The organism is Pseudomonas sp. NFACC14, assembly GCF_900106885.1.
Classification (GTDB): domain Bacteria; phylum Pseudomonadota; class Gammaproteobacteria; order Pseudomonadales; family Pseudomonadaceae; genus Aquipseudomonas; species Aquipseudomonas fluorescens_AA.
The window spans coordinates 289984-308621 of record NZ_FNOA01000001.1 but is presented as its reverse complement, the minus strand read 5'-3'; the positions used below and the strand labels follow the sequence as shown (position 1 = coordinate 308621).

The window sequence follows — 18638 nt, the reverse complement described above, 5'->3', positions numbered from 1 at the left end:
AAGTGTCAGCGCAAAGATCGCAGCCTCGCTTCACTCGTCAGCTCTTACGGGCCCGGTGGGAGCAAGCTTCCTCGCCACACAAGCCTTCAATCAACCTCCTCCCACCACCATATGCGTGAACGGCGCCACATACGCCTGCAACGTCACCAGCCCGCCCACCAGAATCGCCAGCACCACCGAGTGGAAAAACACGTAGCGCAGGATTTCGCCTTCGTGACCGTACCAACGGGTCGCGGTGGAGGCGACCACGATCGACTGAGCGTCGACCATCTTGCCCATCACCCCACCGGAACTGTTGGCCGCGGCCATCAACACCGGGCTGATGCCCAATTGCTCGGACGTGACCCGTTGCAAGCCGCCGAACAACACGTTGGAGGCCGTGTCCGAGCCGGTCAGCGCCACCCCGAGCCAGCCCAGCAGGGTGCCGAACATGGGGTAGAAAATGCCCGTGGCGGCGAAGGCCAGGCCCATGGTCGCGTCCAGGCCCGAATACCGCGTGAGGAACCCCAGGGCCAACATCGCGACGATGGTGATCAGCGAGTAGCGCACCACCCAGAGCGTTCGCAGGTAGTGATGCAGCAGTTGTGGAATGGAATAACCCATCAGCAAGCCACCGAGAATCGCTGCCAGGAAAATGCCGCTGCCCGTGGCGGTGAACCAGTTGAACTTGTAGACCGCTTCCTCGGTTTTAGGCTGGGGCACCACGGGCGGGACTTTTTCGATCTGCTGGTGAATGGTGCCGAAGGTCACCAGGGGCGAGAAGATCGGATTGGCCTCGCGCATCGGCTTGCCTTGGGGGTCAAGCTTGGCTGATTGGGTCTGCGGGTCCAGCGCCGGACGGGTGTCGAACAGGTTCTTGAAGCTCTGGGTGCCCCAGGCGAACACGAACACCGTGAGGATGATCCACGGCATCCAGGCCCGTCCCACGGCGGGGCGGGCCTCGTTGGAAAACGCCGCGCTGGCGGTGGGTTTTTCATTCTCGCTGGCGTCGATCTTCGAGTCGTCGACCCGCCCGGACAACGCGGCGGAGGTGTGCACCGTGGCCGGTTTCCAGACCTTGAGGAAACCGGTGAGACAGGCCATGGAAATCAGCGCGGCGATGACGTCCACCAGCATCGGCCCGTGGTAGTTCGACACCAGGAACTGCGGGATGGCGAAGCTGACTCCGGCCACCAGGATCGCCGGCCAGACTTCCAGCATCTTGCGCCAGCCGGCGAAAGCCCAGATCAACCAGAACGGCACCAGTACCGAGAAAAACGGCAACTGCCGACCGACCATCATCGACAGCTCCATTTCATCCAGCCCGGTGACTTTGGCCAAGGTGATGATGGGCGTGCCCAGGGCGCCGAAGGCCACGGGCGCGGTGTTGGCGATCAGCGCCAGACCCGAGGCGGCCAAGGGGGAAAACCCCAGCCCGATCAGGATCGCGCCGGTCACCGCCACCGGCGTGCCGAAGCCCGCCGCGCCCTCGAAAAACGCGCCGAAGCAAAAGGCGATCAACAGCAGTTGCAAGCGCCGGTCGTCGGTGATGCGCGCGAGGGAGTCCTGCAGGACCTTGAACGAACCGTTCTCGGTGGTCAGCCGGTGCAGGAAAATGATGTTGAGCACGATCCAGCCGATGGGCAGCAGGCCGTTGGCCGCGCCATACAGCGCCGCAGACCCGGCCATGCCAGCGGGCATGCCGAAGGCGAAAATCGCGATCAGCAAGGCCGAGCCCAGGGCCAGCAAGGCCGCCAGGTGTGCCTTGACATGAAAGAACGCCAGGGACGCCAGCATCACCACCACCGGAACCGCCGCCAGGAGCGTGGACAGCACCGCATTACCGAAGGGATCGTAGACTTGTTGCCAGACCATGTTCCACCTCTGCTTTTTATTGTTGGAAGTGCAGGCCCCAGGGGGGATTGGCAGAAAAGTATAGGCGGGGATTGGGGAAGGGGATTGGGACCTTATGGCTCTGGTTATTAAGTGTGGGAGCGAGCTTGCTCGCGATAGCGGTGGGTCAGTTGCGTGCTGATTGGCTGAAGCACCGCTATCGCGAGCAAGCTCGCTCCCACATTTTTTGCCTATGTTCCTGCTCAGGGGGATGCGCTATGTCGACGGGTGTGCTTCGACGTTGTCCAACGCGCGGTTCGCCAGCAATCCGCTGGGTTGACAAAGCACCTGTGGCTAGCGCGGATCAACGCTCACCTTCCTCCAGGCGAAGCCCGAGGCTCAAGTCATCGCAGCTTTGCGACCAGGCGACCAGCCAGTCGGGCATGGCGGGCGATTGTTCGGCCAGGCCCAGCTCGCGGATGAACTCAGCAGGTGCGATCGTACCTTTGGCCGAGCGGAACAGGCCGCGCATGATCACCACCCCGACCACACGTCCCTGGCTGATGAAACGGTGCTCCATGAACGTCCATTTTTCGTCCCAGCCGAGCAGGCGGGTGTGCACCTCGAACATCTCGAACAGTTTCAATTCCCGCCTGAACTTGCCCCAGACATCCCCCACGATCGGCACCGCCCGGTTGCGTAACGCCACTTTGTAAGCGCCGCTGCGCAGCACGTAATCCATGCGTCCCACATCGGCCAACGTGAAGTAGCGTCCGTTGGTGACGTGGCGATTGAAGTCCAGGTCCAGCGGCCATACCCGCATGCGCACCACCGTGGTGCCCAAGGGCGCCGCCGGCTTGCGCCACGGGCGGCGGAACAGCATCAGCAACAGTCGGAACCAGAGATTCATAAGCAGGGCCGTGAAGAGGGAAAACGGCGCACTCTAGACCCCATGCAGGGAACGGGCTAGGTGCGAAAATGACGATTTGCGTGGCAATCGCGCATTTGGGGCATGTTCGAGCGGCTTTTGTGGCAGGAGCAAGCTCCCTCACCACAAAAGCGGTGCAGCGCTACAAAAGTGCAAGGCGCTCGTTCAGCCCTTCGCCGCCATCGCGGTCACTTCCACTTTCATGCCTTCAACCGCCAGCGCCGCCACACCCACCGCCGCACGCACCGGCCAAGGCTTGGCGAAGAAGCGTTTGTAGACCTCGTTGAACGCGGCGCGGTCAGCCATGTCGGTCAGGTAGATGGTCAGATGCAGGACCCGGTCCATGGAACTGCCGGCGCCCTCCAGGGCCTTCTTGAGGGCTTGCAGTGTGCATTCACTCTGCCGGGTGATGTCACCCAGTTCCAGGCTGCCGTCGGCGTGGGTGGGGATTTGCGTGGAAACCAGCAGGCCGCCGAAACCGGCGACGTCGGAGGAAATGGCGTCCGCATCCGGATCTGGAATAAACGTGATGTCTGGGTTGCTCATGCAAAGCCTCATGCTGGAAAAGAAAAATAACCGCCGCAGTTTACCGTCCCTTGCTGCGTCGTTCCTGCATTCCTTTATCCGCACGCTCCCAGCCCATCGCTTTGCACCCGCGTCTGATGTCGGCCTCCAGCGTCGTGATGCCACACAGGGCCACGTCGGCCACGGCGAAGCCACTGTCGAGTCTGACGGCGCTGATGCGCCTATAGGACTGCGCCGCCGCGGGCCCCCGAATCAACGTCCGCCCTGGGCTGGCCGTTGGGCTGTCAGCGCCGGTTCAAGGGTCGGTTGCGCGCCGTTCAGGCGTGCGGCCAGTTGTTGTGCCTGCTCCCATCCCAGCTCGGGCTCCAGCCAATCGAGTGCATCTTCGGCGCTGAAGGCCAGTACCCGCTGCTGCTGGTTGGCGATGTCGCCATACGTCACCAGGGCCAGGCCGTCACAGCCAAACGGCGTCTCGCTGGCCTGGGCCAGGGCGGCCAGGAAGATCGGGGTCGACTGCCGGGTGGTCGTGTAGATGAGGCGTTGCGCCTGGGAGGGCGAGGCCGGGGCTTGCGCCTCATACCAGCCTTCCACGGCGACCAGTACGCGGCCTTCGTGCTTGATGGAATCGAAGACTTTGGAGCGCATGACCAGATGCAAGGGCAGGTGCGTCAGCGGCGGCATCGTTCCCACCGACCAGATCGGCGACCAGCCCCAGCGAACCTTGATGCACTCCAAGTGCCCACGGCGACGGCGAATGGCGCTGACCTGCATGTTTGGCTTGATCAGGCTGTGCCGCTCTTGGGCCTTGGGCGGCGTCGTTACGTACAGGTCCAAGGGTGTCACGCGGGTACCGAAACGGCTGCCGGACGTGTCCCGCTGGGCGAAATACGCCAGGGAGTCTTTTGAAGAACCGTGTTGAACAAGACCGTCACACATAACGAAAACTCCCGGCAGTGAATCGCAAAGAAGCCTTGATATACCCGTTGTTCAAGCCGTGACGTCGAAGCGCGTCAGCGTGGCTTTCAACGGTGTCATGTAGGTCCGAGGCGTGGCGAATGGCTTGGTTCGAAAATCCTCACGGCGGGGAGACGAGCGGACGATGAGGGAGCACCATCGCGAGCAAGCTCGCCCACAATGGATGTGGGGTGGGTCGGGATTTTCGGGTACACAGCCGACCCCCGGTGGGAGCGAGCTTGCTCGCGATAGCGGTGTATCAGCTTGCGGGGGTGTTGGCTGTGTTGAAGCCATCGCGCCCAAGCTCGCTCCCATACCGTTGTGCATTGATGAAGTCCACGAACGCCCGCAACGGCGAGGGCAGGTAGCGACGACCGGGGTAGTAGAGGAAGGGCCCGGTGAAGCGCTGCCACCAGGGTTCGAGCACCGGTTCGAGGACACCGCTGTCCAGGTACGGTCGCAGCCAGTCTTCGAACAGGTAGACGATGCCCAGACCGTCTACAGCGGCTTGCACCGACAGGTCAACCGCACCGCCAATGCGCGTGATCAACGGGCCGCTCGGGTCGACGCTAATGGTTTCGCCGTCACGTTCATACTCCCACAACGGCATGGCGCCGCTGGGGAACTTGCCCCGCAGGCACGCGTGTTCCAGCAGGTCTCTGGGATGTTCCGGCCTGCCCCGGGCATCGAGGTACGCCGGTGCGGCGGCCGTGGCGAAGCGCTGGAAGCGGGGGCCGATGGGGATGGCGATCATGTCCTGCTCAAGGCGTTCGTCGTAGCGAATGCCCGCGTCACAGCCGGCCGCGAGCATGTCGACGAAGCTCTCTTCGGTAACCACTTCCAGGCGAATGTCGGGATAGCTTTTCAGGAACGGCGTGATGATCGCCGGCAACACCAGCCGGGCCGCGCTGACTGGTACGTTCAGCCTGAGGGTGCCCGAAGGACGGTCGCGAAAGTCGTTGACCACGTCCATCGCCGCCTCGACCTCGCCCAGGGCCGGGACGATGCGCTCCATCAACCGGGCACCGGCCTCGGTCGGTACCACGCTGCGGGTGGTGCGGTTGAGCAGGCGCACGCCGAGCCGGCTTTCCATTCGGCGTACGGCATCGCTGAGGCTCGACGCGGACTTGCCGCTCAGCCGCGCGCCTTCACGGAAGCCCTTCGCATTGACCACGGCCACAAAGGCCAGCAAGTCTTGAATGTCCGTCGCCATTGTTCTCTCCACCGTACAGCCCGTGCTGATTGCACCTGATTATCAAGGGAATGGTCAACGCCTATAGTCGGCCCACTCACATTGATCCGAGGGCGACGAGATGAACATTGCAAGCAAGGCAGGCAGCTTTTTACTGGGCGATCGCACGGTCAATCGCATGGGCTACGGTGCGATGCAGTTGGCGGGGCCCCAGGTCTTCGGCCCGCCCAAAGACCCGGCGGCCGCCATCGCCGTGCTGCGCGAAGCCTTGGCGAGCGGGGTCAACCACATCGACACCGCCGATTTCTACGGGCCCCATGTCACCAACCAACTGATCCGCGAAGCGCTGCACCCTTATGCCCAGGACCTGGTCATCGTGACCAAGGTCGGTGCCGTGCGCGGTGCCGATGCATCCTGGAACCCGGCCCACAGCCCCGCCGAGCTGACCCGGGCGGTCCACGACAATCTGCGCAACCTGGGGGTGGAGGTCCTGGACGTGGTCAACCTGCGGGTATGGGGCGATATGCATTCGCCCACGGAAGACTCCATCGAAGAATCGTTCACGACACTGGCGCAGCTGCAGAGCCAGGGCCTTATCCGTCACCTGGGCCTGAGCAACGTCACGGCCACGCAGGTCAAGCAGGCCCAGGGCATTGCCAAGGTGGTCTGCGTGCAGAACCACTACAACCTGACCCATCGCGACGACGAACACCTCATCGCCGACCTGGGCCGGCAGGGCATCGCCTATGTGCCGTTCTTCCCCCTGGGCGGCTTCACACCGTTGCAGTCGCAAACCCTTTCCAGCGTGGCGGCGCGCTTGCAGGCGTCACCGCTGTGCGTGGCCCTGGCGTGGTTGCTGCAACGTGCGCCGAACCTGCTGCTGATTCCCGGCACGTCGTCCCTGGCGCACCTGCGGGAAAACCTCACGGCGAGTGAGCTGAAGATCCCTGCGCCGATGATTGCCGAGCTGGACGCGTTGGTTTAGTGGCCTGAAAGACCAGCGTCTCGCCAGCAACGGCGCTGACCGGGCTGACGCCGGCGGGATACCGGCGCAAGTTCGGGCGCGTATGACGCCGGTCAATCCGGCGTCTTGTCGGTTTCGTTGCGATGGTGTTCCGGCCAGCTGTCGACGGGGTGGGCACGGTCTTCGTTGAACATCTCCGTGAGCAGCGCATTGGCGCGTCGGTAGGCGTCGTGGCGGAACGTGAGGTCGTCTTCCGGCTGGGCGACGATCTCCGCCAGCATCTTGAGGTTCAGCCGCCGGAACTGATCCGCCCGTTCACGCGCTTCGTAAGCCCCGACCCCCATGTGCTCCAGCGCACTGCGACCCAATGCCAGCGCACTCTCGAAGGTTTCCCGCTCGGCCGCCTCCACACCCATCTGCCGCAGGGTGATGAGGTGGCTCATGTCCCGCGCCCGCACGATCAGTTGCAAGGCGGGGAAGTGCTCCTGGGCCAGCCGGGTCAGCGTCAGGTTGTCTTCCTGGTTGTCGATCGCGTTGATCAACACCACCGCTTGGGCCGCGCCGGCCGCATGCAGCAAGTCGAGGCGCGTGGCATCGCCATAAAAGACTTTCACCCCGAACTTGCGTAGCGTCTCGATGTTGTCAGGGTCGTGATCCAGTACCACCACGTCGACGCCGCAGGACATCAGCAGGCGTCCGGCGATCTGCCCGAAGCGGCCGAACCCGGCGATGATCACCCGTGGGTTCTGCTGGTCGACGAGGTCGGATTCGCGTTTGTTTTTCCGGGTGACGGACTCGAAGCGATCCAGCAGCAGGATCAACAAGGGCGTCAGGCACATGGACAAGGCCACCGCCAGGGTCAGGCTCTTGCCCCATTGATCGGTCAGGATGCCGGCCACGGTCGCCGCGCCAAACACCACGAAGGCGAACTCGCTGCCCTGGCCCAGCAACACCGCCTGCCAGGAGCGCTGGCCGGCGGGGACGTTGAGGAAGCGGCCCGCCATCTTGATCACCAGCAGCTTGATCAGGATGAAACCCAGGGTCAGGGTGATGACTTTCAGCGGTGCGTCGACCAGGGTGCCGAAATCGATCGACATGCCGACGCCGATGAAAAACAGACCCAACAGCAGGCCCTTGAAGGGCTCGATGTCGCTCTCCAGGGCATGTCGGTATTCGGAGCTGGCGAGCAGCACCCCGGCGAGGAACGCGCCCATGGCCATCGACAGGCCAGCTTCCTCCAGCAGAAAGCCGAAGCCGAACACCAGAAAAAGCGCGACGGCACTGAAAATCTCCCGCAAGCCTGAGCGTGCGGCGAAGCGCAGCAGCGGTCGCGTCACGTAGCGCCCCAACAGCACGACGATGGCGATGGCGGCGACGATTTTGCCAATTGATAGCAACAGCGCGGTGCCCGAAGGTGTATCACCGTGGGCCGACAACAACGGGATCATCGCCACCAGCGGAATCGCCGCGATGTCCTGGAACAGCAGCACGGCAAAGCTGCTGCGCCCGACCGCGGTGGCGGTCAGGTTGCGTTCGCTCATGGCCTGCATGGCAATGGCCGTGGAGGACAGGCTCAGGGTCAGGCCGACCAGCAACGCTGCCGTCCAATTCAGGCCCAAGGCCGTGCAGAACAAGCCAATGGCAGTGCCACAAGCGAGCATCTGCAGGGCACCGCCACCAAACACCATCCGGCGCAGGGCCCAGAGCCGTTTGGGGTCGAGCTCGAGGCCGATGATGAACAGCATCAGCACTACGCCGATTTCAGCGAACTCCAGGATGGCCTTGACGTCGGTAATCAGCTTCAGCCCCCACGGGCCGATGATGCACCCGGCCAATAGATAACCCAACACCGGGCCCAGGCCGAATCGAACGGCAATCGGTACGATCAGCGTCGCCGAGGCCAGGTAGATGAGCATTTCAATCAGGCTGTGAGTTTCCACTTCAATCTTCCTTCCAGGCGGCCAGGCGAGCGGCATAGTGTTCGATCTGGGCGTGTTGGGCATCCGCTTCGGCGGCATAGGCGCCATGCACGACGACCGGTTCCAGCCAGCGCATGCCGCAATAGATGGCCGTGGCGTGGAGGGGTTGGGCCAGCGCGGCAAAACCCGGGTAGTCGCCGATCTGGAAATGCGCCTGATCGCCGCCGGTGGTCACGGCCCACAGCAGGCGCTTGTCCTTGAGAACCGTGGTGCCTTTGCCATAGGCCCAGCCGTGGGTGAAGACTTTATCGATCCACAGTTTCAGCAAGGGCGGGGAGCTGTACCAGTACATCGGGTGCTGGAGGACGACAAGCTCTGCTTGTTCCACCGCGCGCTGTTCCGCCTCGACGTCGATATCGAAGTCGGGATAAAGCGCATAGAGCGAACGTATGACCACGTCCGGATGGCTCGATGCTCGCTTGAGCATCTGCTGATTGACCCGCGACTGGTCGGGGTAGGGGTGCGCGTAAATGATAAGAATCATCGGTGAACTCCTTGGTTTGGCTCCGTCGATTCTTGTCTGTCGTGGGCGCGAACGATGGCACTGGGTCGAGCGATACAAACAAGAGCGCCTTCCCGGGACAGGGGAGAGGCCGGAAAGGCCGGACATCCTACCGAGGAAGGCGCCGATTGTTTAGCGCGGATCGACACATCGGGGCTTTCAGTCAAGCGGCAGCGAGACCCTGGCCTCCAATCCGCCACCCTTGCGATTGCGCAGGGTCAGCGTCCCGCCATGCTCCAGCACCGTCGCCCGGGCCGCCGACAGGCCGAGCCCGACGCCGCCGGTGTGCTTGTTGCGAGAACCTTCGATGCGAAAGAACGGCGTGAAGACTTGCTCAAGGTATTGGGCGGCGATGCCAGGTCCTCGGTCCAGGATGCGGATGTCCACACGGTGGGCGTCGGCTTCGAGTCGAACCGTCGGCTCGCCGCCATATTTGATCGCATTGTCGATCAGGTTGACCAAGGCACGCTTGATGCCGATGGGCCGACCGACATACACCAAGCGCTGGGTGCCTTCGAACCCAACCTCCGTGCCGGCGTCCTTGAGATCATCGACGAGGGTGTGCAGCAGCTCGGCCAGGTCGAACGCGGTGGCATGTTCAAGCCGGGCATCGTCGCGAAAGAACTCCAGGGCCGAGTTGACCATCGCCTGCATTTCGTCCACGTCCCTGAACAAACGCGATTGCTGCTCGGCATCCTCGATGAACTCCCCGCGCAGGCGCATGCGGGTCAGCGGCGCGCGCAAGTCGTGGGAGATGGCGGCGAGCATCTGGGTGCGGTCCTGCAGGAAGTGCTTGAGCTGGGCCTGCATGGCATTGAACGCGAGGATCGCCTGGCGGATTTCGTGGGGGCCGATGACCGGAATCGGTGGCGCCTGGTGATCGACGCCAAAGCGTCGGGCGCCTTCGGCGAAGCGTTCCAGCGGTGCGGCCAGGTGCCGGGTGGCGATCAGCGCGACGATCAAGGTCGAGAGCAGAATCAGCGCGATGATGATCCCGTTGCGCGCCCATTCGCTCAGCCCCCAACTGCGCGACGGCACGGAGAAGATCACCCACGAATGGTCGGTCAGTTCGATGATCACCGCGTAGCGCGCATCCGGTTGGCCGGCCGGCCAGTCGCCCGGTTCGTAGGCCTCGATCCTGGCGTCCGGCCGGCCCAATTGCTGGCGCAGGAGCACCGAACCCTCACTGAACTCCGGGTCGTCGATCACCGGCAAGCGCGCCTCTTCATGCCGCTGCAACCAGTGCGCGTCGAACGCCTGGTCGCTGGCGGCCGCGGCAATCGCGGGGCGTTGTGCGGGGGCGACGGAGTCGATGATGCGGGTGATGGCGGCGGCCCTTTCCATCAGGCCGGTTTCCATGAGGGGAGGGCGCGCCCAGGCACCGGCCAGCAGGCTGAACAGTTCGTTGAGGGCCAGCAAGGTCAGCATGGCGATCATGGTGGTCAGGGCGATCCAGCGCGCCACCGTGTCCCGTGGACGTTGAGCGCTCGAGCGCGAGGGTTTCATCGTTTCACCACGTGAGGGCTGAAGAGGTAGCCGCTGTTGCGCACCGTGCGGATCATCGATGCACCGGTGATGTCGGTCTCCAATTTGCGCCGCAGGCGGCTGACCTGGACGTCGATGCTGCGGTCGAACGCCTCGAAGGTTTCGCCGCGGGCCAGGTCCAGCAACTGTTGGCGAGTCAGCACCCGGCGCGGGTGTTCGGCAAACACCAGCAGCAGTTCGAACTCGCCGGTGGACAGCGGGATCATGACCTTGTCCGGTGAGCGCAGCTCGCGGCGGGTGACGTCCAGTTGCCAGTTTTCGAACTCCAGGATGGGCCGGGAGGCGTCGCTCGACGCGGCCCTGGCTTCACCGGTGCGCCGCAGCACGGCACGCACCCGGGCCAACAGCTCCCGCGCATCGAAGGGCTTGGTCAGGTAATCGTCCGCTCCCAGCTCCAGGCCGACGACGCGATCACTCAACTCGCCCATGGCGGTGAGCATGATGATGCCGACCGTGTGCTCGGCCCGCAGCCGTTGGCACAGAACCAGCCCGTTGTCGCCCGGCAACATGACATCGAGGATGATCAGGTCCGGCACCCGGCGTTCCACCGCCTGCCACAGGGCGTTGCCGTCGGCGGCCACATCCACGCTGTAGCCATGTTGTTCGAGGAACTTGCGCAAGAGGGCGAGGACTTCGAGGTCATCGTCCACCAGTAATAAATGGCTCACGGCGGGCACGCAGGGTAATGAATACAGGAGCGGATACTAGGGTCAATCCAAGGCCCGCGTCATATATTTCAACCCGGTAATAAAGTTGCCGGCGGGCAATATTCCGGAAATCTGCGGGCAAGAAGACGGCGGCAGGATGGCCTCAATGTCGGTCAGTAAAAGATAGCCGGTCCCACACAGAACCTGTGGCGAGGGGATTTATCCCCGCTGGGTTGCGAAGCAGCCCCAAAACTGTCGACTCAATGAACCAGACACACTGGGATGTTTGGTTTGAGGGTCGCTTCGCAACCCAGCGGGGATAAATCCCCTCGCCACAAGAGCTGTGTCTGGCACTGTTTCTTAGTTGATTGGCAGCATCCCATTCCTCGCCGAGATCACCCTGTATGCCAATCACCAAGCCCGCTCCGTCGTTCGTTCGATCCACCCTCGTGGTTGTATTGGCGGCACTCGCCAGCGGTTGCGCCAGTACGCCCGCTGCAACGCCGGGCTCGTGTGAAAGCGCGACCTACACCGTTTACGATCCCGCAGAACCGGTTAACCGCGGCATATTCGCCTTCAACCGAACCGTGGATGACTATGCGCTGGCCCCGGTGGCCCGTGGTTATCGCAAGCTGCCGGAGATGTTCCAGGCCGGCGTCCACAACTTCGTGGCGAACTTCGGCGAGCCCAAGGTGTTCATCAACGACCTGCTGCAAGGCAATGCCCAACGCTCGGTCAACACACTGGGCCGTTTCGTGATCAACACCACCGCGGGCATCGTCGGGCTGATCGACGTGTCGGGCAAGCTGGGCATCGAGCGCCACAAGGCCGATTTCGGCCAGACCTTCGGCGTCTGGAACCTCGCCCCCGGGCCCACCGTGGAACTGCCACTGCTGGGCAGCGCCAACCTGAGGGACGCGACGGGCAAAGTGCTGAGTTTTGCCGTCGATCCGTTCGGCGACAACAGCAGCACCGTCGACACCCTGGGCACGATCAACACCGTCGGTGGCGTTATCGATGGCCGTGCCGAAGCATTGCCACTGACCGACGCGTTGCAGGCCGAACCGGATTATTACGCGGCGCTTCGTGATGCCACGGCGCAGCGGCGTGCCGAATTTGTCGCGCAGGGCAAGTTGGGAGCGGTGGTGGAGGACAACCCCCAGTGCCAGGATGGAGCCGCTGCCGATGAATAACCAGGCGTTGGTCTTGCATCGGCGAATGCGCTCGCTCGAGCCGGATGTATTGCACTGTCGGGAAGTTGAATTGCGCTTGGCCGAGGATGGGCGCCATGTGCTGCTCAACCGTTATGTCGAGTTGTATCGCCATGAACACGTCAGTTGGTGCGCCATCCAGCAGCATCGGGTGTCGTTGCCGAAGATGGTGCGCTGGTTAGTCGATAACGGCGAACAGGTGAAGGATTAGTGGCAATTTGCTCTTGAATACAGCGGTACATCGGGGGCGGATACCATGAAACATTTTTACATAATTACGCATGAATAATGGTTGTACGACGTCGTATCTAATATGTTCGACTGTGGCCGTTTCTCACAAAAAAAATAAACGGAGATTCCATCCATGACGAGCATCCCTTCCGCTGAAGGCAAGGCTGCGGCGCCCGTGCAAGGCCGCTTCGTGCGCCTGCTCAAGCTTCTCGGCCCTGGCATCATCGCCGTCCTTTCCTGGCTGGGCGCCGGCGACCTGATCACCTCATCCGTGGCCGGAGCGAACTACGGCTACGCCATGATGTGGGTGCTGGCGGTGTCTCTGCTGCTGCGCTACCTGATCGTCAACATCATCGCGCGCTTCCAACTCTGCAATAACCAGGGCATGACCATCCTGCAAGGCTATGCCCAGCTCAATCCGTTTTTCGCCTGGTTCCTGCTGGTGTATGCGCTGCTCATGGGGCACCTGATGAATGCCTACATGATCAAGGGGGCTGGCGAAGCCTTGGCCATGTTGCTCAAGGTCGACTATCCACTGCTGTGTTCGGTGGCGGTGGTCCTGGCGGTGTGGATGCTCGTCGGGCGCAATATCTATTCGATGATCGAAGGCGTGATGAAAGGCCTGCTGGCGATCATGACGTTGGCGTTCCTGGCCCTGGCGGTGATGTCCGGCCCGGATGTCGCGGGCATCGTCAAAGGCACCATCGGCTTCAGCATTCCGCCCGATGAAGGCGTGCACGGTGCGCTGCTGGTGGCCGTCTCGGTGATCGGTGCGGTGGCCGGTTCCATCGCCAACTTCGTCCATCCGTATGTCATGCGCCAGAAGGGCTGGGTGGGGCCTGAACACAAGCGTATCCAGCGTAACGACCTGCTGTTTGCGGTGTTTGTCGGGATCATCATCAACCTGGCGATCTGGATCGTCGGTGCGGAAATCCTGCGACCCAACGGCATCGAGGTCAAAACCCTGGGCGATCTGGGCAAGGCCCTGGAAATGTTCTTCGGCTCGATCGGTTGGTACGTGTTCTTTGTCGGTGTGTTCGCCACGCTGTTCGCCAGCATCTCTGGCAAGACCACGGCGTTTCCGATGCTGATCACCGATGCCTTCCAGCACGTGCGGCCCGAGCGCCGGGAGCGTTACGGCAAAGAATTCCACCATGATCCGATGCACAAATGGTTCATGCTGTTTGTTCTCGTAACGCCGCTGATCTGGTCGCTCCCCGGCATGCCGGACTTCGTCACGCTGACCATCGGCGTCAACGCGCTGAACATCATCGGCTTGCCGGTGATTTCCCTGGGCCTGCTGATCATGTCCAACCAGAAGTCCCTGCTGGACAAGGAATATCGCAACAACCTGTTCGAGAACATCGCGCTGATGTTTGCCACGGGCCTGGCGTTGTGGGTCGCGTTCCAGCTGGCGGTCGATCTGTTTACCTGAGATGCGGTCATCTGCAACTTTCGGGGGCTGCTAGACTTTATCGTCCAGTCCCTTTTGGAGAAGCGGAATGAACAATAAAAACAGGATCTGCCTCTGGTACGACGGCGATGCCCAGGAAGCGGCGCAGTTCTACGCCAAAACGTTTCCCGACAGTGCGGTGAATGCCGTCCATCAGGCCCCGGGCGATTATCCGTCGGGCAAGGAGGGTGATGTGATCACGGTGGATTTCACGGTGATCGGCATCCCTTGTATCGGCCTCAACGGCGGCCCGGTGTTCAAGCACAGCGAGGCCTTTTCATTCCAGATTGCAACTGAAGACCAGGCCGAAACGGACCGCTTGTGGAACGCGATCATCGACAACGGCGGCCAGGCCAGCGAGTGTGGCTGGTGCAAGGACAAGTGGGGCTTGTCGTGGCAGATCAGCCCGCGTGTGTTGCTTGAAGCGGTCGCCAGTCCTGACAAGGCCGTCGCCAAGCGGGCCTTCGAGGCCATGATGACAATGACCAAGATCGACATCGCGGCGATTGAAGCAGCGGTGAAAGGCTAGCCGGCGCAGCACTTCCATTCCCTTGTGGGAGCGAGCTCGCTCGCGATGGCGTCGGCACAGCCAACAGTGATGCAAGCTGACCCACCGCCATCGCGAGCAAGCTCGCTCCCACACTCGATCATCGGTGGCTTTGATTTTTCGGCCTGCCTGGATCCCCTGTGGGAGTGAGCTCGCTCGCGATGGCGCCTACACATTCAGCTCAGTTCATCACGGGGTGGCCTCAGGCAACCTGGCAATCACCTTGATCTCGAACTGAAAACCATACAACCACGTCACGCCCACCGCCGTCAGTGTCGGATGGGGCGCGCTGCCCCAGAATTCGGGCACAACGCTCCAGATCCGTTCGAAGGTCGACTCGGGATCGACCATGAACACCGTCACATCCACCACATCGTCAAAGCTGCAGTCGGCCGCGGCCAGGATCGCCTTCAGGTTGTTGAACGCCAGCCGCACCTGAGCTTCCAGGCCAGGTTCCGGCGAACCGTCGGCGGTGCTGCCGACTTGCCCCGATACGAACAGGAAACCATTGGAACGAATCGCCGGTGAATAGCGATTGCGCTCATACAGTGCCTGGCGTCCGGGCGGGAAAACTACATCGCGCTGTGTCATGAAATACCTCCATCAAAGAGTGGGTTCCAAACGATGAACACACTCTAGGGGCTTGTGTCCGGGCGATAAACGAGCAACCTTGGCGATCACTGTTTGTAAATTCCAAACAATCGGATCGATACCCGGGGCAGAAATGGATCGTTTTGATGCGATGCAAGCGTTCGTGCGAGTCGTGGAGGCGGGCAGCTTCACCAAGGCGGCGGAAACCCTGCACATGAGCAAGACCACCGTGACCCAATTGGTGCAGCAGCTCGAAGCACGGTTGCGGGTCAAGTTGCTCAACCGCACCACGCGCAAGGTCAATGTCACCGCCGACGGTGCCCTTTATTACGAGCGGGTGATCCGTTTGCTGGCCGACATGGACGATGCCGAGACCAGCGTCTCCAGCGCCCAGGCGCTACCCCGCGGGCGTCTGCGGGTGGACGTGCCGAGCCCGCTGGCAGTGATGATCCTGGTACCGGCCTTGCCGGCGTTTTATGAACGCTATCCGGACATCCAGATCGACATGGGCGTCAGTGATCGCATCGTCGACATGATCGATGAAAGTGTCGATTGTGTGGTGCGCGGCGGTGAGCTGATGGATCAGTCGCTGGTGGCCCGGCGCGTCGGCGATCTTGCCTTGGGCGTCTTCGCCGCCCCGAGTTACCTGGCACGGTTCGGTCGACCCGCGCATCCGCGTGAACTGGAAGATTCGCACCATCGCACCGTGGGTTTCCTGTGGGCGCGCACCGGTAAATCCCTGCCTTACGCCATGCGCCGTGGCAGTGAACTGCTTCACGTCAAAGGGCGCTACGCCCTGGCCATCGACGACGGTAACGCCTACCTCGCCGCCGGTCTGGCGGGGCTGGGCGTGCTCTGGTTGCCGGCGTACATGTCCCGGCGTCACCAGGCGCAAGGCGAGTTGGTGCAGTTGTTCGAAGACTGGCACCTCGACCCGATGCCGCTCTACGTGGCGTATCCGCCGAATCGCCACGTCAATGCCAAGCTGCGGGTGTTCATCGATTGGGTGGTGGAACTGATGGCGCAGCATGCGCCTATCATTGATCGACCGGTTTCGTGAAATTGTCTGTCCAGTTGTAGAGGAGATGCACAATGGACCGATTCGGCGTTTCCGCTCACCCGAGGCTATGCGCATGATCGTGAGGGGACGGGGCGGTCTGAGGAATAGATGCAACTTGCTCCACCGTCATCGCGAGCAAGCTCGCTCCCACAGTTGATCTTGGGTGCACGCCAATTCCGGGTTCACAACCACCCCCTGTGGGAGCGAGCTTGCTCGCGATGACGGCAGCCCATTCAACACCCTTGCAAGCAGGCCCGCCGCTTGCGCGAGCAGGCCCCTCACAACTGATCCTGTGTTATTCCTTGAGGAAGGTCAGCAGATCCTGATTCAGCCGGTCCTTGTGCGTCTCGGTCAAGCCGTGCGGTGCGCCAGGGTAGACGATCAGCCGGGCGCCTTTGATCAGCGCCGCCGAGGCCCGTCCTGCTGCGTCGATGGGCACGATCTGATCGTCATCGCCATGGATGACCAGGGTCGGCACGTCGAATTTCTTCAGGTCGTCGCGGAAGTCCGTCGCCGAGAACGCCGCAATCGAGTCATAGGTATTCTTGCTGCCACCCTGCATGCCCTGCATCCAGAACGATTGGATCAACCCCTGGGATGGTTTGGCACCCTTGCGGTTGTAGCCGTAGAACGGGCCCGAGGCGATGTCCAGGTACAGCTGCGAACGGTTCTCCAGGGACGCCTTGCGCAGGCCGTCGAACACCTCGATAGGCAAGCCGCCGGGGTTGGTTTCTGTCTTGAGCATCAACGGTGGCACCGAAGAAACCAGCACGGCTTTCTTCACCCGACCGGTACCGTGGCGACCGATATAACGCGCCACTTCACCACCCCCCGTCGAGAAGCCCACCAGCGTCACGTTCTTGAGGTCCAGCGCTTCAATCACCGCCGCCAGGTCGTCGGCGTAGTGGTCCATGTCGTTGCCTTCCCAAGGCTGACTGGAGCGGCCATGACCGCGACGGTCGTGAGCAATCACCCGATAGCCTTTCGAAGCGAGGAACATCATCTGGCCTTCCCAGCTGTCGGAGTCCAGCGGCCAGCCGTGGCTGAAGGTCACGACCTGGCCATCACGCGGGCCCCAGTCCTTGTAATACAGCTGAACGCCATCCTTGGTGGTGATGTAGCTGGCGGACTGGATCACGCTGCCGACAGCGGATGCGCTTGCAGCGACCTGGACCGGCGACGCGGCCTCGGCGCTGAGGGTGGCCAATGCCAGGGTCGCGACAGCCAGGGTGCGGTTGAAGGTGTTCATCGTGTCTCTCTCCATAAGGTCGGTTTGATCTGCGGCGATGGTCATCGATCGCGTTGGTGGGCAGATTAGAGAGAGAGGCCGGTGACGAGAACGGCGTGGGCATCGATAGCAACTATAGGAAAATCGGATAGCTGCGTTTCGCTTCGGTTGCGAGGTGAACAGGCGTGGCTGAGCGCCGTTGCCGTCAGTGTTTGCATGGGCCCATGGGATGCTAATTCACACGGCTGAAAGCGGTAATGTTTTCAGCCCATTTGGCGTGTGAATATGCGCAAGCAGGTAGGGGGCCGAAGGTGCTTGCAGTGCATGAAGATGAACCGGGCCAGAAAAGCTCATGGCCGTCAGGATCGCTTTGATTTTCTCCGGCTCCGTATGAAAGACATCCAGTGCCAATAGCGAGCAGCCCTTGTCCTGGAGTGTGTCCGTCGGATGAAGCCCCGGCGCCCATTGGATGAGGGTGGGGACCGATCCGGCCATGGGGAGACTTCCATCAGCTGGAATGGTTATTTGCCAATTCAATGTTCCTCTCGCCATGGGTTCGACAGATCCGACAACGCCGTGGCAGGCATCACGCGCCGTATGGATATCATCGGTGCGTGCAACCCAGGTCGCCAGGCGTGCAGGCGAATGGGGATCCAGTTGATCAAGGCCGAACCAGCGTGCCCGATCCGGACGCATGGCGGCCGGGTCCACGGCAATCACTTCGAGGTAGAGCCCGGGGCCAAGGTGGAGCAGCCTGTTATGGGTGCCCATGCGTGAATGGACGCCGCCCGGCTGAAGGTCTACGCCCAACGCACCCGTCACGAACGCGCAGCCGGTATCGAGGTCCGCTGCCACGATGACCAGGTGATCAATAGTGGTTTTCATGGGGCATTCGTCCATCCGTGGGAAGTCTCTGCAATTATCAACCAAAAGAAGGCATCGGCCCCAACGAGTGCAAGATCCACATCACCGCCGCCACGGCGGCCAGCACCGCAACCACCATGCTGATAAACACCCATTTAAGGATTTTCAACCCTTTCGACGGCTGGGACGTAAGGGCGAGAGCCTCTTCCGAAAGCCTCATTTTTTCGGCGCAGCGCGGGCAAGCAGCGTCTTCGTCAAGAATGACGGACCTGCATTGATCACAGATTTTCATGGGTCGAGGCTCATAAGAAGGGGGCCCATCCTGGGCGGGTAAAAGCGGGCGGTGCCCGAGCAAAACCCGTGGCAGCCGTCGCTTAATATTTGTAGACGATGCAGCTCGTTTTA

At 62.0% G+C, this 18638-nt stretch carries 19 protein-coding genes; 6 read left to right on the top strand and 13 right to left on the bottom strand.

Going from position 1 to position 18638, the window contains the following annotated elements:
• Positions 1-90 precede the first annotated feature (90 nt).
• The 5 genes from BLU85_RS01505 to BLU85_RS01480 all read right to left on the bottom strand — a co-directional run bounded on the left by BLU85_RS01505 (position 91) and on the right by BLU85_RS01480 (position 5432).
• Entirely contained in the window at positions 91-1854 is a 1764-nt protein-coding gene (locus tag BLU85_RS01505; RefSeq protein WP_092196886.1) for an L-lactate permease, read from the bottom strand.
• A gap of 322 nt (positions 1855-2176) precedes the next feature.
• Positions 2177-2722, bottom strand: a complete 546-nt coding sequence (locus BLU85_RS01500; RefSeq protein ID WP_092196883.1) for a thioesterase family protein — start codon at positions 2720-2722, stop codon at positions 2177-2179.
• 183 nt (positions 2723-2905) lie between these two features.
• Positions 2906-3286 carry a RidA family protein gene (locus BLU85_RS01495; RefSeq protein ID WP_092196880.1) on the bottom strand — a complete coding sequence of 127 codons (381 nt, stop codon included), beginning with the start codon at positions 3284-3286 and terminating at the stop codon, positions 2906-2908.
• A 231-nt stretch (positions 3287-3517) separates the two neighbouring features.
• On the bottom strand, positions 3518-4201 hold the full coding sequence (locus BLU85_RS01485) for an SOS response-associated peptidase family protein (RefSeq protein WP_092196874.1): 684 nt from the start codon (positions 4199-4201) through the stop codon (positions 3518-3520).
• A 277-nt stretch (positions 4202-4478) separates the two neighbouring features.
• On the bottom strand, positions 4479-5432 hold the full coding sequence (locus BLU85_RS01480) for a LysR family transcriptional regulator (protein WP_092196871.1): 954 nt from the start codon (positions 5430-5432) through the stop codon (positions 4479-4481).
• A gap of 100 nt (positions 5433-5532) precedes the next feature.
• Here BLU85_RS01480 and BLU85_RS01475 point away from each other — a divergent pair, with 100 nt between their 5' ends.
• A complete protein-coding gene (locus BLU85_RS01475) occupies positions 5533-6396 on the top strand; it encodes an aldo/keto reductase family oxidoreductase (RefSeq protein WP_092196868.1) in 864 nt (287 codons plus the stop codon).
• Between the two features lie 92 nt (positions 6397-6488).
• Here BLU85_RS01475 and kefC read toward each other — a convergent pair whose 3' ends face one another.
• From kefC to BLU85_RS01455, 4 genes are all read right to left on the bottom strand, one after another.
• The gene (gene kefC, locus BLU85_RS01470) at positions 6489-8315 is read right to left on the bottom strand and encodes a glutathione-regulated potassium-efflux system protein KefC (RefSeq protein WP_092196865.1); all 1827 of its coding nucleotides are present in this window, start codon (positions 8313-8315) and stop codon (positions 6489-6491) included.
• 1 nt (position 8316) lies between these two features.
• Positions 8317-8838: a glutathione-regulated potassium-efflux system oxidoreductase KefF gene (gene kefF / locus BLU85_RS01465; protein WP_092196862.1), complete on the bottom strand. Its 522-nt coding sequence runs from the start codon at positions 8836-8838 to the stop codon at positions 8317-8319.
• A 177-nt stretch (positions 8839-9015) separates the two neighbouring features.
• A complete protein-coding gene (locus tag BLU85_RS01460) occupies positions 9016-10362 on the bottom strand; it encodes a sensor histidine kinase (RefSeq protein ID WP_092196859.1) in 1347 nt (448 codons plus the stop codon).
• Positions 10359-11069: a response regulator gene (locus BLU85_RS01455; protein ID WP_092197771.1), complete on the bottom strand. Its 711-nt coding sequence runs from the start codon at positions 11067-11069 to the stop codon at positions 10359-10361. The genes BLU85_RS01460 and BLU85_RS01455 overlap by 4 nt, the downstream gene beginning before the upstream one ends.
• A 383-nt stretch (positions 11070-11452) precedes the next feature.
• On the opposite strand from BLU85_RS01455, the gene BLU85_RS01450 reads away from it, so the two are divergent.
• The 4 genes from BLU85_RS01450 to BLU85_RS01435 all read left to right on the top strand — a co-directional run bounded on the left by BLU85_RS01450 (position 11453) and on the right by BLU85_RS01435 (position 14472).
• A complete protein-coding gene (locus BLU85_RS01450; RefSeq protein ID WP_092196856.1) occupies positions 11453-12241 on the top strand; it encodes an MlaA family lipoprotein in 789 nt (262 codons plus the stop codon).
• A complete protein-coding gene (locus BLU85_RS01445) occupies positions 12234-12470 on the top strand; it encodes a hypothetical protein (protein ID WP_092196853.1) in 237 nt (78 codons plus the stop codon). The genes BLU85_RS01450 and BLU85_RS01445 overlap by 8 nt, the downstream gene beginning before the upstream one ends.
• 153 nt (positions 12471-12623) lie before the next feature.
• Positions 12624-13925 carry an Nramp family divalent metal transporter gene (locus BLU85_RS01440; protein ID WP_092196850.1) on the top strand — a complete coding sequence of 434 codons (1302 nt, stop codon included), beginning with the start codon at positions 12624-12626 and terminating at the stop codon, positions 13923-13925.
• 67 nt (positions 13926-13992) lie between these two features.
• Complete coding sequence (locus BLU85_RS01435; RefSeq protein WP_092196847.1) at positions 13993-14472, top strand: VOC family protein; 480 nt, start codon at positions 13993-13995, stop codon at positions 14470-14472.
• A gap of 207 nt (positions 14473-14679) precedes the next feature.
• Here the strand turns inward: BLU85_RS01435 and BLU85_RS01430 are convergent, their stop codons facing one another.
• Positions 14680-15081 (bottom strand): RidA family protein, encoded by a 402-nt coding sequence (locus BLU85_RS01430; protein WP_092196844.1) that lies wholly within the window; start codon positions 15079-15081, stop codon positions 14680-14682.
• 133 nt (positions 15082-15214) lie between these two features.
• Between BLU85_RS01430 and BLU85_RS01425 the strand changes: the two genes are divergently transcribed.
• On the top strand, positions 15215-16141 hold the full coding sequence (locus BLU85_RS01425; protein ID WP_092196841.1) for a LysR family transcriptional regulator: 927 nt from the start codon (positions 15215-15217) through the stop codon (positions 16139-16141).
• A 295-nt stretch (positions 16142-16436) separates the two neighbouring features.
• Here BLU85_RS01425 and BLU85_RS01420 read toward each other — a convergent pair whose 3' ends face one another.
• From BLU85_RS01420 to BLU85_RS01410, 3 genes are all read right to left on the bottom strand, one after another.
• Positions 16437-17390, bottom strand: coding sequence for an alpha/beta fold hydrolase (locus BLU85_RS01420; protein ID WP_092196839.1), 954 nt, complete (start codon positions 17388-17390; stop codon positions 16437-16439).
• 216 nt (positions 17391-17606) lie between these two features.
• A complete protein-coding gene (locus tag BLU85_RS01415) occupies positions 17607-18254 on the bottom strand; it encodes a VOC family protein (protein ID WP_092196836.1) in 648 nt (215 codons plus the stop codon).
• 37 nt (positions 18255-18291) lie between these two features.
• On the bottom strand, positions 18292-18525 hold the full coding sequence (locus tag BLU85_RS01410; protein ID WP_092196833.1) for a hypothetical protein: 234 nt from the start codon (positions 18523-18525) through the stop codon (positions 18292-18294).
• Positions 18526-18638: the final 113 nt, after the last annotated feature.